Source organism: Bradyrhizobium sp. IAR9 (assembly GCF_013408065.1).
In the GTDB taxonomy this organism is placed as follows: Bacteria; Pseudomonadota; Alphaproteobacteria; order Rhizobiales; family Xanthobacteraceae; genus Bradyrhizobium.
Genome location: NZ_JACBZW010000014.1, coordinates 114041 through 130722, shown reverse-complemented (window position 1 = coordinate 130722; position 16682 = coordinate 114041). Strand labels below are relative to the sequence as shown.

14 protein-coding genes are annotated in these 16682 nt (G+C 64.2%); 12 read left to right on the top strand and 2 right to left on the bottom strand.

The features are described 5' to 3' along the window. Positions 1–12 precede the first annotated feature (12 nt). Complete coding sequence (locus tag GGD67_RS30405; protein ID WP_092254325.1) at positions 13–2109, bottom strand: 3-hydroxyacyl-CoA dehydrogenase NAD-binding domain-containing protein; 2097 nt, start codon at positions 2107–2109, stop codon at positions 13–15. A gap of 131 nt (positions 2110–2240) precedes the next feature. Between GGD67_RS30405 and GGD67_RS30400 the strand changes: the two genes are divergently transcribed. From GGD67_RS30400 to GGD67_RS30360, 9 genes are all read left to right on the top strand, one after another. Then, complete coding sequence (locus GGD67_RS30400; protein ID WP_026202076.1) at positions 2241–3107, top strand: IclR family transcriptional regulator; 867 nt, start codon at positions 2241–2243, stop codon at positions 3105–3107. 66 nt (positions 3108–3173) lie between these two features. Next, positions 3174–3971: an ABC transporter ATP-binding protein gene (locus GGD67_RS30395; RefSeq protein ID WP_018318823.1), complete on the top strand. Its 798-nt coding sequence runs from the start codon at positions 3174–3176 to the stop codon at positions 3969–3971. Beyond that, positions 3968–4681, top strand: a complete 714-nt coding sequence (locus GGD67_RS30390) for an ABC transporter ATP-binding protein (protein WP_018318824.1) — start codon at positions 3968–3970, stop codon at positions 4679–4681. Before GGD67_RS30395 ends, GGD67_RS30390 begins: the two co-directional genes overlap by 4 nt. Before the next feature lie 13 nt (positions 4682–4694). Then, positions 4695–5573, top strand: a complete 879-nt coding sequence (locus GGD67_RS30385; RefSeq protein WP_018318825.1) for a branched-chain amino acid ABC transporter permease — start codon at positions 4695–4697, stop codon at positions 5571–5573. Between the two features lie 2 nt (positions 5574–5575). After that, positions 5576–6595, top strand: coding sequence for a branched-chain amino acid ABC transporter permease (locus tag GGD67_RS30380; protein WP_026202077.1), 1020 nt, complete (start codon positions 5576–5578; stop codon positions 6593–6595). A 29-nt stretch (positions 6596–6624) separates the two neighbouring features. Next, positions 6625–7860 (top strand): ABC transporter substrate-binding protein, encoded by a 1236-nt coding sequence (locus GGD67_RS30375; RefSeq protein WP_018318827.1) that lies wholly within the window; start codon positions 6625–6627, stop codon positions 7858–7860. 121 nt (positions 7861–7981) lie between these two features. Continuing rightward, a complete protein-coding gene (locus GGD67_RS30370; RefSeq protein WP_179738014.1) occupies positions 7982–9208 on the top strand; it encodes an ABC transporter substrate-binding protein in 1227 nt (408 codons plus the stop codon). 239 nt (positions 9209–9447) lie between these two features. Further along, positions 9448–10677, top strand: coding sequence for an ABC transporter substrate-binding protein (locus GGD67_RS30365; protein WP_179738012.1), 1230 nt, complete (start codon positions 9448–9450; stop codon positions 10675–10677). Positions 10678–10876: 199 nt separating this feature from the next. After that, positions 10877–12160 carry a glycerate kinase gene (locus GGD67_RS30360; RefSeq protein WP_179738011.1) on the top strand — a complete coding sequence of 428 codons (1284 nt, stop codon included), beginning with the start codon at positions 10877–10879 and terminating at the stop codon, positions 12158–12160. 131 nt (positions 12161–12291) lie between these two features. Here the strand turns inward: GGD67_RS30360 and GGD67_RS30355 are convergent, their stop codons facing one another. Next, positions 12292–12825, bottom strand: coding sequence for a MarR family winged helix-turn-helix transcriptional regulator (locus tag GGD67_RS30355; protein ID WP_179738009.1), 534 nt, complete (start codon positions 12823–12825; stop codon positions 12292–12294). Positions 12826–13002: 177 nt separating this feature from the next. Here GGD67_RS30355 and GGD67_RS30350 point away from each other — a divergent pair, with 177 nt between their 5' ends. Genes GGD67_RS30350 through GGD67_RS30340 form a run of 3 tightly spaced genes read left to right on the top strand, consistent with a single transcriptional unit; the run spans position 13003 to position 16560 of the window. Continuing rightward, complete coding sequence (locus GGD67_RS30350; RefSeq protein WP_179738007.1) at positions 13003–14043, top strand: branched-chain amino acid ABC transporter permease; 1041 nt, start codon at positions 13003–13005, stop codon at positions 14041–14043. A gap of 7 nt (positions 14044–14050) precedes the next feature. Then, positions 14051–15820 (top strand): ABC transporter permease subunit, encoded by a 1770-nt coding sequence (locus GGD67_RS30345; RefSeq protein ID WP_018318833.1) that lies wholly within the window; start codon positions 14051–14053, stop codon positions 15818–15820. Then, positions 15817–16560, top strand: coding sequence for an ABC transporter ATP-binding protein (locus GGD67_RS30340; protein ID WP_179738005.1), 744 nt, complete (start codon positions 15817–15819; stop codon positions 16558–16560). The genes GGD67_RS30345 and GGD67_RS30340 overlap by 4 nt, the downstream gene beginning before the upstream one ends. Positions 16561–16682 lie beyond the last annotated feature (122 nt).

Genomic DNA, 16682 nt, shown 5'->3' with positions numbered 1-16682 from the left:
CACCCAATCCGATCACGCCGCCTTCGACGCCGCCGCCAGCGACGCAAACGTCTTGCCTTCGGCCGCGAGCTTCTTCAGCAGCGGTGCCGGCTCGAGGCTCGGGTCGTTGGTCTCCTTGGCGTAGAAGGCCAGGCGATCGGCGATGTGCTTGAGACCGACGCTGTCGGCCCAGAACATCGGGCCGCCGCGATAGATCGGCCAGCCATAGCCATAGAGCCAGACCACATCGATGTCGGAGGGACGCGCCGCGATGCCCTCTTCGAGGATCTTCGCGCCCTCGTTGATCATCGGATACATCATGCGCTCGAGGATCTCGTCGTCGCTGACGACGCGCTTCTTGCGGCCGAGACGGGCGAGCGTCTCGTCGATCAGCTTCTCGACCTCCGGATCGGGCAGCGCCGAGCGGCTGCCGGCTTCGTACTTGTAGTAGCCCTTGCCGGTCTTCTGGCCGAAGCGGCCGGCCTCGCACAGTGCGTCCGCGATCTCCGACTTGATGCCGCGGTCTTTCCGCGAGCGCCAGCCAATGTCGAGGCCGGCGAGGTCGCCCATCGCAAACGGCCCCATCGGCATGCCGAACTTCGTCACCACGGCGTCGACCTGCTGCGGCAGCGCGCCTTCGAACAGCAGCTTCTCGGACTGCTTGCCGCGCTGGGCGAGCATGCGGTTGCCGACGAAGCCGTCGCAGACGCCGACCACGGCCGGCACCTTCGCGATTTTTCGCGCGATAGTCACCGCAGTCACCAGCGCGTCCGGCGCGGTCTTGTCGGCGCGCACGATCTCGCACAGCTTCATGACGTTGGCCGGCGAGAAGAAGTGCATGCCGAGCACGTCCTGCGGACGCTTGGTCGACTTCGCGATCTCGTCGATGTTGAGATACGAGGTGTTGGAGGCGAGCACGGCGCCGGGCTTGGCGTATTGGTCGAGCTTGCCGAACACTTCCTTCTTCACCGCCATGGTCTCGAACACGGCTTCGATGACGAGATCGGCATCGCCGACATTCTCGATACCGACGACGCCGTTGATCAGCGCCATGCGCTTGGCGGGCGCGTCGGCCGGGATGCCGCCGCGCGCCGCGGTCGCTTCCCAGTTCTTCTGCATGATGCCCATGCCGCGCTTGAGCTGCTCCTCGCCGGTCTCGATCAGGGTGACGGGAACGCCGGCATTGGCAAAGGACATCGCGATGCCGCCGCCCATGGTGCCGGCGCCGAGGATGGCGACACGGTTCACGGGACGCGATTTGGTGCCGTCAGGAACGCCCGCGATCTTGGCGGCTTCGCGCTCGGCGAAGAACGCATAACGCTGCGCCTTGGACTGATCGCTGGCGACGAGCTTCAGAAAACCCTCGCGTTCCTTCTTCAGGCCTTCGTCGAAGGGTAGGTCAATGGCGTAGCCCACGGCGTCGGCGGCGGCGAACGGCGCCTCCAGGCCGCGCGACTTCTTGGTCATGGCGGCGACCGCATTGGTGAAGATCGAGCGGTCCGCCTTGGCCGCCGCGATCTTGGAATCGTCGTCGCGCAGGCGCCGCAGCGGACGCTTCTCGGCCAGCAGCTTTCGCACGAAGGCTTCGCCGCCCGATGCCGGCCCCTCGATGATTTCCTCGATCAGACCGTTCTTGAGCGCTTCCGCCGCACCAATGGGATCACCGCCGACGATCATCTTGACGGCGAGCTCGGGACCGACCGCGCGCGGCAGGCGCTGGGTGCCGCCGGCGCCCGGCAGAAGACCGAGCTTCACCTCGGGCAGGCCGAGCCTGGCCTCTTTCACCGCGACGCGGAAATGACAGGCGAGCGCGACCTCGAGACCGCCGCCGAGCGCGGTACCGTGGATCGCGGCAACCACGGGCTTGGGCGAATTCTCGATCTCGGACAGCACGTCGTTGAGGGCGGGCGCCTTCGGCGGCTTGCCGAATTCGGTGATGTCGGCACCGGCGATGAAAGTGCGGCCGGCGCAGGTCAGCACGATGCCCTTGATGGCGGGATCGGCAATCGCAGCCTTGATGCACTCCAGGATGCCGCCGCGGACCGCGGCACTCAGCGCGTTGACCGGAGGGCTGTCGACCGTGACGATCCCGACTTCGTCATGACGCTCAAGCTTGACCACTTCGCTCACGGTGTTCCCTCCTTGGTGGGGATTTACTTTTGTTCGATTTCGCGGTGCGGAATTTAATTCCGCATCTTGACGGCAGGGTTATTTTGAAGCACGTGGCTTGTCAACGACTCCGCGCAAGAAGCAGATCAGGGATGAAGCGTACAGGAAAGAAGACTGCGACCGATCGGAATTTCGTCGTCGCGCTTTCCCGCGGACTGGACGTATTGCGCGCATTCCACCCCAATGACGGCCTTCTCGGCAATCAGGAGATTGCGGCTCGCACCAATCTGCCGAAGCCGACGGTGTCGCGGCTGACCTACACCTTGACCAAGCTGGGCTATCTTGCGCCGGTTCCCCGCTTCGAGAAGTATCAGCTCACACCCGCGGCGATGTCGCTCGGCTACGCCGCGCTCGCCAATCTCGGCGTTCGGCATTTGTCCGAGCCGTTCCGCGAGGAAGTGATGCGCGCGACGGGCGGTGCCGTTGCGGTCGGCGGCCGCGACCGTCACAGCATGATCTATTTCGGGCAAAGTCGCGGCAGCGAGACCGTCGGGGTTCAACTTGACGTCGGCTCTCGCGTGCCGATTGCAACCAGCGCGATGGGCCGCGCCTATTTCTGGGCGCTCGACGACGCGGACCGCGCAGACCTGTCCCGCCTCTTGCGCGAACATTACGGCAGCCGCTGGCCCAAGATGCGCGACGGGCTGGAACGCTCCGGCGAAACCGTCGCGAAATATGGTTTTGCGATCTCCGTGGGCGACTGGCACGACGACATCGGCGCCGCCGGCGTCGCACTCAGGCTCAACGACGGAACCGGTCCCTACGCATTCAATTGCGGCGCGCCCGCATTCCGCTTCACGGAAGAGCGTTTGATCAACGACATTGGACCGCGTCTCTTAGCGATGGTAAGGAACATCGAAGCGGCGCTCGGGGGTCTAATGCCGCATTCCAAAAAAGACGTCAGCAAAAAGCTGAAATCAGGAGGAAAAGTTGCGCGTGTGGCCGAGGGATTCAGATAGCCTTTGTCATCATCGGGAGCGGTTCACATCGCTCCTTCGCTCACTGAATGCCGTGAGCGAGACGAGATGACGCAGGCACAGCTCGCGCAGGGGACATCGCCCCTGCTCGCGGTTCGCGACGTCAGCGTCGTGTTCGGCGGCATCATCGCGCTCAACGGCGTGTCCTTCGACATGCACAAGGGCCAGATCCTCGGCTTGATCGGCCCCAACGGCGCCGGCAAGACCACGCTCTTCAACTGCCTGTCCCGGCTCTACCAGCCGTCATCCGGCGACATCCTGATGGAGGGTGCGAGCATCCTGACGCGGCCGCCGCACCGGATCGCCGAGATCGGCATCGGCCGCACCTTCCAGAACGTGGCGCTGTTTCCGAACCTCTCGGTGATGGACAACGTCCGCGTCGGCGCGCATTCGAGGACCTCCAGCGACATCATCAGCGACTCCCTGAAGCTTGCATGGGTTCGCCGCAGCGAAACCAGCGTCAACAAGAAGGTGCACGAGATCCTCGCCTATCTCGACCTCGAGGACGTCGCCCACACCGTGGTCTCCGGCCTGCCCTTCGGCACGCAGAAGCGCGTCGAGCTGGCCCGGGCACTGGCTGCCGATCCCAAGATCCTGCTGCTCGACGAGCCCGCCGGTGGCCTCAACCACGAAGAGGTCTACGTGCTCGGCGATCTCATCCGCAAGATCCGCGACGAGCGCCACATGACCGTGCTGCTGGTCGAGCATCACATGGGACTCGTGATGTCGATCGCCGACCACGTCGTCGCGCTGAATTTCGGCAAGAAGCTCGCGGAAGGCACGCCGGCCCAGGTGCAGGCGGACCCCGACGTCATCAAGGCCTATCTCGGGAGCAAGGACCAATGACGACATTGCTCAACGTCAAGGACCTGCGCGCCTATTACGGCCAGGTCCAGGCGCTCCATGGCCTGTCCTTCTCGCTCAACGAGGGCTCGCTGGTGACGCTGCTCGGGGCCAACGGCGCCGGCAAGACCACCACGCTGCGCGCCATCTGCAACATGGTGCGCTCCACCGGCGGCATCGAGTTCGACGGCAAGCCGTTGAACAACCGCTCCACCGAGAGCATCGTGCGGTTCGGCATCGCCCATGTGCCGCAGGGCCGCGGCACCTTCACCACCATGACGGTGGAGGAGAATCTCCAGCTCGGGGCCATCACCCGCAAGGACAGCGCCGGCATCGTCTCCGACATCGAGCGCATGTATGCGCATTTCCCGGTGCTGAAACAGCGCCACACCCAGCAGGCCGGCACACTCTCCGGCGGCGAGCAGCAGATGCTCGCGGTCGCCCGCGCCCTGATGCTGCGGCCGCGGCTGATGCTGCTGGACGAGCCCTCCTTCGGCCTCGCGCCGCTGGTGGTGCGCGACCTGTTCGGCATCCTTGGCAAGATCAACCGCGAGGACAAGGTGTCGATCCTGGTGGTCGAGCAGAACGCCCAGCTCGCGCTGGAGCTCGCCGACCAAGCCTATGTGATCGAGACCGGCCGCATCGTGATGTCGGGCAACGCCAAGGACATCGCGAACAACGAAGAAATCCGCAAATCCTATCTGGGTTACTGAGGGAGCCGGGACAATGGAGCTGTTCACCAACCAGGTCCTGGCCGGCATTGCCACGGGCGCGATTTACGCCTGCATGGCGCTCGCCGTGGTCATGATCTACCAGGCCATCGACCATCTCAACTTCGCGCAGGGCGAGATGGCGATGTTCTCGACCTTCATCTCGTGGCAGCTGATGCAGTGGGGCGTGCCTTATTGGGCCGCCTTCGTGATCACGCTGGCCTTCTCCTTCGTCGCCGGCATCGCGATCGAGCGGATCCTGTTCAAGCCGCTGACAAAGGCGCCGGTTCTGACCAACGTCGCCGGCTTCATCGCGCTGTTCGCGATCATCAACTCCTCGGCCGGCCTGATCTGGGACTTCACCATCAAGCAATACCCGACCCCGTTCGGCTCCGCGCCGTTCCTCGGCAGCCAGCTGATCTCGACCCACCAGGCCGGCATGATCGGCGTCACCGTGCTGCTGCTGCTCGGCCTCTATTTCTTCTTCCAGTACACGCGGATCGGTCTTGCCATGCGCGCGGCCGCCTCCGTGCCTGAATCGGCCCGCCTCGTCGGCATCAACACCAGCTGGATGATTGCGCTCGGCTGGGGCATGGCGACCGCGATCGGCTCGATCGCCGGCATGCTGATCGCACCGGTCGTGTTCCTCGAGCCGAACATGATGGGCGGCGTGCTGATCTACGGCTTTGCCGCGGCGGTGCTCGGCGGCCTCTCCAGCCCGTTCGGCGCCGTGGTCGGCGGCTTCCTGGTCGGCGTCTTCGAGAACCTCGCCGGCACCTACATCCCCGGCGTCGGCAACGAGCTGAAACTCCCGATCGCGCTTGCGCTGATCATCTCCGTCCTGGTCGTCAAACCCGCTGGCCTGTTCGGCCGGCACATCGTCAAGCGAGTTTGATCATGAGCGCTGCAGAAGAAGTCGTTGCAGAAGGCCACCAGGCGGTCGAGGCGGTTCCGAAGCGGGCCATGACCTTGGGCACCGGCACCTCGCTGGTGGTGCTCGCGGCGCTTTTGATCGTGCCGATGTTCGTCAAGAACTTCGTCATCTTCCAGATGACGATGCTCCTGATCTACGGGCTCGCCGTGCTGGCGCTGAACATCCTGACCGGCGGCTCCGGCCAGTTCTCGCTCGGCCAGAGCGCCTTCTACGCCGTCGGCGCCTATACGTCGGCGGTGCTGATGGAGCACGCCAACATCAACTACGCGCTGACCATTCCGATCTCCGCCGTGGTCTGCTTCGGCTTCGGGTACTTGTTCGGCAAACCGGCGCTGCGGCTCTCGGGCGTCTATCTCGCGCTCGCGACCTTCGCACTCGCGACCGCGATGCCACAGCTGCTGAAGCTGAACTTCCTGGAACACTGGACCGGCGGTGTGCAGGGCCTCGTCGTCACCAAGCCGGACGCGCCGTTCGGCCTGCCGATGTCGCAGGACACGTGGCTGTACTACTTCACGCTCATCGTCACGATCGCGATCTACATCTTCTCGGTGAACCTGTTGCGCTCCCGCTCCGGCCGCGCCTTCATGGCGATCCGCGACAACGAGATCGCGGCCTCCTCGATGGGCGTCAACGTCGCGCTGTACAAGACGCTGGCGTTCGGGGTGTCGGCCGGCATCACCGGCGTTGCCGGCTCGCTCGGCGCCATCGCCGTGCAGTTCGTCGCGCCCGACAGCTACACCATCACGCTCGCGATCTCGCTGTTCCTCGGCATGGTCGTCGGCGGCGTCGGCTGGCTGCCCGGCTCGTTCGTCGGCGCGGCCTTCATCATCTTCGTGCCGAACATGGCGGAGAGCATCTCAAAAGGCCTCTCCGGCGCCGTGTTCGGCGTGCTCCTGTTCCTCGTCATCTACCTCGTGCCGCACGGCGCCAGGCAGATCGCGATCCTGGGCCAGCAATTCGCCGGCAAACTCAAGAAAAACTGAAGACTGTTGGACTAAAGAAGGAGATCGAATTGTATTTTGGAAGAACACTGCGAGCCGCCGCGCTGGTCACGGCAACGGCGGCCATTGCCCTCACCTCCGGCGCTGCACTGGCCCAAAAGAAATACGACACCGGCGCGTCCGATACCGAGATCAAGATCGGCAACATCATGCCGTACAGCGGTCCGGCGTCGGCCTATGGCATCATCGGCAAGACCGAAGAAGCCTATTTCAAGATGATCAACGACAAGGGCGGCATCAACGGCCGCAAGATCAACTTCGTCACCTATGACGACGGCTATTCACCGCCGAAGGCAGTCGAGCAGGTCCGCAAGCTGGTCGAGAGCGACGAGGTGCTGGCCGTGTTCAATCCGCTCGGCACGCCCTCGAACAGCGCGATCCAGAAGTACCTCAACGCCAAAAAGATCCCGCAGCTGTTCGTCGCCACCGGCGCCACCAAGTGGAACGATCCGAAGAACTTCCCCTGGACCATCGGCTGGCAGCCGTCCTACCAGAGCGAAGCCCAGATCTACGCGAAATGGCTGATGAAGGAGAAGCCCGACGCCAAGGTCGCGATCCTCTATCAGAACGACGATTTCGGCAAAGACTACCTCAAGGGCACCAAGGACGGTCTCGGCGCCAAGGGCGCGTCCATGATCATCATGGAAGAGAGCTATGAGGTGTCCGAGCCGTCGATCGACGGCCATATCGTCAAGATCAAGGCCGCCAATCCCGACGTGCTGCTGATCTATGCGACGCCCAAATTCGCGGCCCAGACCATCAAGAAGACGGCCGAGCTCAGCTGGAAGCCGCTCCAGATCCTCACCAACGTCTCGATCTCGGTCGGTAGCGTGATGAAGCCCGCCGGCTTCGAGAATGCACAGGGCGTGCTGTCGGCGGCTTATGCCAAGGACTCCACCGATCCGCAGTGGGCCAACGACCCCGGCATGAAGAAGTGGAACGAGTTCGTCGACAAGTACATGCCGGGTGCCGACAAGTCCGACACCAGCATGGTCTATGGCTACGGCGCGGCCTCGACCCTGGCCAAGGTCCTGGAGATGTGCGGTGACGATCTCACCCGCGCCAATCTCATGAAGCAGGCGGCTTCGCTGAAGGATTTTGCGCCGGATACGCTCCTGCCCGGCGTCAAGATCAACACCGGCGCTACCGACTTCGCCCCCATTGCGCAGCTGCAGATGCAGCGCTTCAAGGGTGAGAAGTGGGAACTGTTCGGCGAGATCATCAGCGGCGACGTCGCCTCTGAGTGACACGCTGACGCAATAGTCCGACCCTCGAGAAGCCCCCGCGAGCGATCGCGGGGGCTTTTTGTTGACGGCAGGCGCCAATCTTGTTCAATGCGGCGCCGATCCAACTCGGGGCAGGAGAACAATGTCCGCCGTTCGTTTTCAGGTTGCGGCCCTCTGGACCGCGCTCGCTTTGTGCACTGCGATGAGCAGCCCGGCACTGGCGCAGAAGAAGTACGACAGCGGCGCATCCGATACCGAGATCAGAATAGGCAACATCATGCCCTATAGCGGCCCGGCCTCGGCCTACGCCGTGATCGGCAAGGCCGAAGAAGCCTATTTCCGCAAGGTCAATGCCGAGGGCGGCATCAATGGGCGCAAGATCAAGTTCATCTCCTATGATGACGCCTATTCACCGCCGAAGACGGTGGAGCAGGCGCGCAAGCTGGTCGAGAGCGACGGGGTGCTGCTGATCTTCGGATCGCTCGGCACGTCCACCAACGGCGCCATCCGCAAATACATGAACGAGAAGAAGGTGCCGCAATTGTTCGTGGCGAGCGGCGCCTCGAAGTGGAACGATCCCAGGCAATATCCCTGGACCATGGGCTGGCAGCCGAGCTACGCGAGCGAGGCGCGCATCTACGCCAAATACATCATGAAAGAGAAGCCGGACGGAAAGATCGGCGTGCTCTACCAGAACGACGATTTCGGCAAGGACTATCTGAAGGGGCTAAAAGATGGCCTCGGGCCCAAGGCCTCGATGATCGTGCTGGAAGAGGCCTACGACACGTCGGAGCCCGCCATCGACGAGCACGTCGTGAAGCTGAAGGCTTCGGGCGCCGACGTGTTCATCAGCATCACCACGCCGAAATTCGCCGCGCAGGCGATCAAGAAGGCGGCGGAGATCAACTGGCATCCGGTCCACATCGTCTCCAATGTCTCGGCCTCCGTCGGCGGCGTGATCGAGCCGGCGGGCCTGGAGATCTCGCAAGGCCTGCTGTCGGCGAGCTACACCAAGGACGGCTCGGACCCGCAGTGGAGTGCCGACGATGGCATGAAGAAATTCTATAACTTCCTCGCGCAATATGATCCCAAGGCCAACAAGCTCGATGCCGGCGTCGTATTCGGCTATGCCGCCGCGCAGACCATGGTGAAAGTGCTGCAGATGTGCGGCGACGACCTCACCCGCGAGAACGTGATGAGGCAGGCAGCCTCCTTGAAGGATTTCGAGCCCGACACGCTGCTGCCCGGCATCAGGATCAACACCGCACCGGACAATTTCGCCCCGATCGAGCAGCTGCAGATGATGCGCTTCAAGGGCCGGAAATGGGAGCTGTTCGGCGACATCATCTCCAGCGAGATGGGCCACTGAAGCGGCGCAACCCAAAATCGTTCCCTGATTGGTTAAACAACCCAAGACAGCCGGACCTTCTCGCAGTCGCACACGAGGGCCGGCGGTCCCTGACTACTAAAGACGCAGCCCCTGAGACGCCGTCGCTGGGGCTTTCTGTTGAAGGCACCAGCCAAATCGTATTGAATTGCGGCAGCGTCGCCAAAAAAATCGAGACAAGAAAAGGGGCGCACACACATCAAGAAAATAGGGAGATAGGAATGCCCGCTGTCACCGGCAAGCTTGCAGCCGCATCACTAGCGCTTGCGCTCATTGCGGCCTCGGCCTCCACTGCATCGGCCCAGAAGAAATACGATACCGGCGCGACCGACACCGAGATCAAGATCGGCAACATCATGCCCTACAGCGGACCGGCCTCCGCCTACGGCATCATCGGGCGGACCGAAGCCGCCTATTTCAAGAAGATCAACGAAGAGGGCGGCGTCAACGGCCGCAAGATCAATTTCGTCTCCTACGACGACGCCTATTCGCCGCCGAAGACGGTGGAGCAGGCACGCAAGCTGGTCGAGAGCGACGAGGTTCTGCTGATCTTCAATTCACTCGGCACGCCGCCGAACTCGGCCATTCAGAAATACATGAACTCGAAGAAGGTGCCGCAGCTGTTCGTCGCGACCGGCGCCACCAAATGGAACGATCCGCAGAACTTCCCCTGGACCATGGGCTGGCAGCCAAATTACCAGAGCGAGACGCAGATCTACGCGAAATACATCCTGAAGGAGATGCCGAATGCCAAGATCGGCGTGCTCTACCAGAACGACGATTACGGCAAGGACTACCTGAAGGGCCTGAAAGACGGGCTCGGCGCCAAGGCCGCGACCATGATCGTGCTGGAGGAAAGCTACGAGACCTCCGAGCCGACGATCGACAATCACATCGTGAAGATGAAGGCGACCGGCGCCGACGTCTTCATCAACATCACCACACCGAAGTTCGCGGCACAGGCGATCAAGAAGATCTCCGAAATCGGCTGGAAGCCGACCCACTTCCTCAACAACGTCTCGGCCTCGGTCGGCAGCGTGATCAAGCCCGCCGGCTTCGAGAATTCGCAGGACATCATTTCGGCCGCCTACCTGAAGGACGTGTCGGATCCTCAGTGGAAGGACGACGCCGGCATGAAGGCTTTCCTGGAGTTCATGACGAAATACTTCCCTGAAGGTGACAAGCTCGACGGCGGCACCATCGTCGGTTACGGCGTGGCGCAGACGCTGGTGGAAGTGCTGAAGAAGTGCGGCGACAATCTCACGCGCGAGAACGTCATGAAGCAGGCGGCGAGCCTGAAGGACTTCCGCACCGAGGTGCTGCTGCCCGGCATCAAGATCAACACCGGCGCGAACGACTTCGCACCGATCAGCTCGCTTCAGCTCATGAAGTTCAAGGGCGAGAAGTGGGATCTGTTCGGCGACGTCATCAGCGCTGACGCCGGCGGCTAGCCTCCAGCCGGATCGCAATGTTCAAAAGGGCCCTCCGCGAAATCATCGCGGAGGGCTTTTTGCTACGCGGCGATTATGATCACGCGATTGCATATTCGAATGATGACACAGCCGGCTTACGCTTTGGCCGCCGATGCGCTAGGCAGGGGGAACGGCGGCGTTTGCCGCCAGTTTGTTCCGTCTGCCGAAGGCCATCGTCATGACCGACCGCCGTCCCCTGCTCCGCGCGCTCTACGACGCCGCCGTTGCCGCCGCCCATCCCAATGTGGTGCTGGCGCCGCACCTGGGGCCCGCGCCGAAAGGACGCGTGATCTGCCTCGCCGCCGGCAAGGGCGCCGGCGCCATGGCCGCAGCGGCCGAACGGCATTATCTCGACACGCTCAAGCTGGCGCCGGAGCGGCTCGTCGGCATCGCCACGACGCGCCACGGCTACGGCGCGCCGACGCGCCGCATCCGCGTGGTCGAGGCCGGGCATCCCGTGCCGGATGAGGCTGGCCTCAAGGGCGCGGCCGACACGCACACGCTCGCAGGCGAGGCCGGGCCGGACGATCTGCTGCTGGTGCTGCTCACCGGCGGCGGCTCGGCGAACTGGATCGCGCCCAGCAACGGTATCAGCTTTGCGCAGAAGCAGGCGGTCAACAAGGCGCTGCTGCGCTCGGGCGCGCCGATCGGCGAGATGAACGTCGTGCGCAAACACCTGTCGCGGATCAAGGGCGGCCGTCTCGCACGCGCCGGCAAGAATGCCGCCGAGATCGTGACGCTCGCGATCTCGGACGTGCCGCATGACGATCCTTCCGCGATCGCCTCCGGTCCGACCGTGCCTGATCCGACCACGCTGGCCGATGCGCGCGCCATCGTCGCGAAATACAAGCTCGACATCGACGATGCCGTGCGCCGCGCGCTCGACGATCCCGCCAATGAAAGCTGCAAGCCCGGCGATGCCGCCTTCGCGCGCGCGCATTTCGAATTGATCGCGCGGCCCAAGCAGTCGCTCGACGCCGCGGTGAAGCTCGCGCGCGAATCCGGTTACGAGACCATCGACCTCGGCGCCGATCTCGAAGGCGAGGCACGCGAGGTCGCGGCCGCTCACGCCAGGCTGGCGCTGCAAGCGCGCGCGCAAGGCAAGCGCCTCGCGATTCTCTCCGGCGGCGAGCTCACGGTGACCGTGCGCGGCAATGGGCGCGGCGGGCCGAACCAGGAATACGCGCTGGCGCTCGCCGCCCTGCTCAAGGACACGCCTGACATCTCGGCGCTGGCCGGCGATACCGACGGCGCGGACGGCGGCGCCGGCAACCCCACCGACCCCGCCGGCGCGCTGATCGACGCGACGACGTTCGCAAAGATGAAGGCGCAGGGGCTTCAGCCGCAAGCGTACCTGGACAACAACGACGCCACGACGTTCTTCGAGGCAACCGGCGACCTGCTGCTGCCGGGCCCGACGCTGACCAACGTGAACGACATCAGGGTGATTTTGGTGGATTGAGGCGCCTGCCCCAGCAACGGTGTCATTCCCCGCGAAAGCGGGGAATCCAGTACGCCGCGGCTTCTCGATTCCAGCCGTGCCGTCTCTGGAATACTGGATCGCCCGGTCAAGCCGGGCGATGACAGCCGAGTTCAGAACTCGCTCGCGACCTTCGCGAGCATCGCGATCAGGGCTTCGCGATTGGCCTGCCCGAGCAGCTCGTTCAGCCGGGCCTCGTGCTTGGTGGCGACCAGCTTCTTGGCGCGGGCCAGCACCGCCTTGCCCTTGTCGGTCAGCACCAGGATGTGCGAGCGGCGGTCGTTGGTGGAGCGGATCCGGGCGCAGAGATCGCGGCTCTCGAGATTGTCGAGCATGGCGACGAAGTTCGGCCTGAGGATGCCGAGGGTGGAGGCGATCTCGGTCTGGTTACGGCCCGGATTCTTCTCGACCAGCAGCAGCACGGAAAACTGCGCCGGCGTGAGCTGGAGCGAGGCCATGCAGCGCAGGAAGTTCTCGAACACCTTGAGCTGCGCCCGCTTCAGCACATAGCCGAGCTGTTCCGAGAGCTCGCCGAGCTGGAGCGCTTCGCCAGCCCCGTGACCTTGCACCTCGGCCGCGTCCTTGCGGCCCTTGGCCGTGTCGGCAGGCTTTTCGGCGGACTTTTCAGCGGCTTTGGAAACGGTCATCGCCTCGTTGCTCGTAATCCCGCTAAATTCGGGAGGGATCGTTCCCGCCCTTGATGTTATATTTGATAATTGTTATGGACCATATCAAATATCGCATGCGTTTTTCAATGGCTGTGAGCGGACCGTCCACCGAGATCGAGGGGACCGGTCCGTAATCTTAAGGGGGAGCGTCCGGTCTTGAATACCACCATCATGCTGTTCCTGGTGCAGGACGGCATCACCAATGGCGCGATCTATGCGCTGCTCGGCCTGGCGCTGGTGCTGGTGTTCGCCGTCACCCGCGTCATTCTCATTCCCCAGGGCGAATTCGTCACCTACGGCGCGTTGACCTATGCCTCGCTGGCCGCGGGCCAGATGCCGGGCACGGCCAAGCTCGCGCTGGCGCTCGGCATTGGCGCCTTCGCCTTCGACCTGTTCGTCGCGCGCAAGGCGCTGCACGGCCGCCTGATCGTGCGCAGCGCCCTCACCAATATCGTGCTGCCGGCCATCGTGCTGGCGCTGACGGTGTACTTCGCCGCGCAGAAGCCGCCGGTCGCGGTCTCGATCGCGCTGTCGCTGGTGATCGTGGCGATGATCGGCCTCTATCTCTACCGCGTCGCATTTCAGCCGCTGGCACACACCTCCGTGCTGGTGCTGCTGATCGCATCCGTGGGCGTCCATCTGGCACTGCAGGGCCTCGGCCTGCTGTTCTTCGGCGCCGAAGGCCAGCGCGGACCTGCCGTGCTGTCCGGCGCGTTCACCGCGGGCTCGCTGCGCTTCACCGGCCAGAGCCTCACCGTCTACGGCATCACCATCGCCTTCATCGTCGCCCTCTGGCTGTTCTTCGGCCTGACCCTCTACGGCAAGGCGCTGCGCGCGACCGCCGTGAACCGGATAGGGGCGCGGCTCGTCGGCATCCGCACCACGCTGTCGGGGCAGATCGCCTTTTTGCTGGCATCCGTCATCGGCGCGCTGTCGGGCATCATGATCGTGCCGATCACGACGCTCTACTATGACAGCGGCTTCCTGATCGGCCTGAAGGGCTTCGTCGCCGCGATCATCGGCGGCCTCGTCAGCTACCCCCTCACCGCCGCAGCGGCTTTGGTCGTCGGCCTCGTCGAGGCGTTCTCGTCCTTCTATGCCTCCAACTACAAGGAGGTGATCGTTTTCATGCTGCTGATCCCCGTGCTGCTGCTGCGCTCGCTCGCCGCGCCCGCTGTCGAAGAAGAGAAGGACTGAGGCTAAGATGCAGAGCCGCCTTCCCATCATCGTCTTCGCAGCCGTCATGGCCGTGATCCCGTTTGTCCCCGGCATGCCTCCGTTCTGGATCGTGCTGCTCGACAATATCGGCCTGGCCGCCCTCGTCGCGATGGGCCTCGTGCTGCTGACCGGCGTCGGCGGCCTGACCTCGTTCGGACAGGCAGCCTTCGTCGGCTTCGGCGCCTATACCACCGCAGTGCTGTCGACGGCCTACGGCCTGTCGCCCTGGCTGACGCTGCCGCTGTCGCTATTGGTCAGCGGATCGCTGGCAGTGCTGCTCGGGCTGATCACCGTCCGCCTCTCCGGCCATTATCTGCCGCTCGGCACGCTCGCCTGGGGGCTGGGGCTGTTCTATCTCTTCAGCAAGCTGGAGTTCCTCGGCCGTAATGACGGCATCTCGGCCATCCCGCCGCTGTCGATCGGCACGTTCAAGATGCTCTCGCCCGGCTCGATTTATTACGCGATCTGGGTCGCCGTGATCCTCTCGGCCCTGCTCACCATGAACCTGCTGGATTCCCGCACCGGCCGCGCCATCCGTGCGCTCCGGCGCGGCCACGTCGCCGCCGAGGCGTTCGGCGTGCACACGCCGCGCGCCAAATTGCTGGTGTTCATCCATGCCGCAGTGCTCGCGGGCCTCTCGGGGTGGCTCTACGCCCATCTCCAGCGCGCAGTGAACCCGACGCCGTTCGGCGCGCAGGCCGGCATCGAATATCTCTTCATCGCGGTGGTCGGCGGCGCCGGCTATGTCTGGGGCGGCGTGCTCGGCGCGGCGATCGTCGTGGTGCTGAAAGAGGTGCTGCAGAGCTATCTGCCGCTGATCCTGCCCGGCTCCGGACAGGTCGAGACCATCGTGTTCGGCATCATGCTGGTGGCGCTGTTGCAGCTCGCGCCCGGCGGCCTCTGGCCCTGGCTGATGTCCTTCTTGCCCGAGCGCACCGGTGGCAAGAAGCCCGACACTTCCTTGAAGCTCGAGCAGCGTCCCCGCGCGCCCGGCCACTCCAGCATCCTGCTCCAGGTCGACAAGGCGCGAAAACAGTTCGGCGGCGTGGTCGCGGTCAACAACGTCTCCTTCGACGTGCAGGCCCGTGAGATCGTCGCGCTGATCGGCCCGAACGGCGCCGGCAAGAGCACGACCTTCAACCTGATCACCGGCGTGCTGTCGGCCACGTCAGGCTCGGTCTCGGTGCTCGGCAAGAAGGTCGACAAGGCGCCGCCGCAGGAGATCGTCAAGCTCGGCATCAGCAGGACCTTTCAGCATGTGAAGCTGGTCCCTGACATGACCGTGCTGGAGAACGTCGCGATCGGCGCGCATCTGCGCGGCCATTCCGGCCCGATCGCCTCGATGCTGCGGCTCGACCGCGCCGACGAGGCCAAATTGCTCGCCGAGGCCGCCCGCCAGATCGAGCGTGTCGGCCTTGCCGACCAGATGCATCAGCTCGCGGGCAGCCTTTCGCTCGGCCAGCAGCGCATCGTCGAGATCGCCCGCGCGCTCTGCGTCGACCCGATGCTGCTGCTGCTCGACGAACCGGCCGCCGGCCTGCGCCACATGGAGAAGCAGCAGCTCGCCAAGCTGCTGCGTGACTTGCGCGACGGCGGCATGAGCGTCCTCCTGGTCGAGCACGACATGGGCTTCGTCATGAACCTCGCCGACCGCATCGTGGTGCTCGATTTCGGCACCAAGATCGCCGAGGGCACGCCCGCCACGATCAAGACCAATCCCGAAGTGATCAAGGCCTATCTCGGAGTGGCGGCATGAGCGCGCTGTTGTCCGTCACCGACGCCCATGTCGCCTATGGCAAGGTCGAGGCGGTGCGCTCGGTCTCGCTCGAGGTCGGCGCGAATGAGATCGTCACCATCGTCGGCGCCAACGGCGCCGGCAAGACCACGCTGCTGTCCGCCATCATGGGCATCCTGCCGCTGAAAGGCCGCGTCACCTTTGCCGGCCAGGATCTCGCCCGGCTCGATATCGAGGATCGTGTCGCGATGGGGCTTGGCCTCGTGCCGGAGCACCGCGAATTGTTCGTGACCATGAATGTCGAGGACAATCTCGAGCTAGGCGCCTTCCGCATCGAGAGGAGCAAGGCGAAGGCCTCGATGGAGCGCGTCTACACGCTGTTTCCGCGGCTGAAGGAGCGGCGCAAGCAGTTCGCCGGCACGCTCTCCGGCGGCGAGCAGCAGATGCTCGCGATGGGCCGCGCGCTGATGGGCGAGCCGAAGCTCCTCATGCTGGACGAGCCGAGCCTCGGCCTCGCGCCGATCATCGTCGCCGACATCTTCCGCATCGTCACCGAACTCCGCGCCAGCGGCGTCTCTGTGCTGCTGGTCGAGCAGAACGCCCAGGCCGCGCTGAAGATCGCGGACCAGGCCTATGTGATGGAGCTCGGCGAGTTCGTGCTCTCGGGCAAGGCCAGCGACATCGCCGCGAACGAGCGTGTCGCGGCGAGCTATCTCGGCTTCCAGCATGAAGGCGAGAGCCGCGATCTGATTTTGCAGTGAGCCCCTCTTCCCTTCTCCCCTTGTGGGAGAAGGTGGCGCGAAGCGCCGGATGAGGGGTTCTCTCGACTCGCAAAACTTCCGTGAGGAGAGAAACCCCTCACCCGGCTTCGATGCTTCGCATC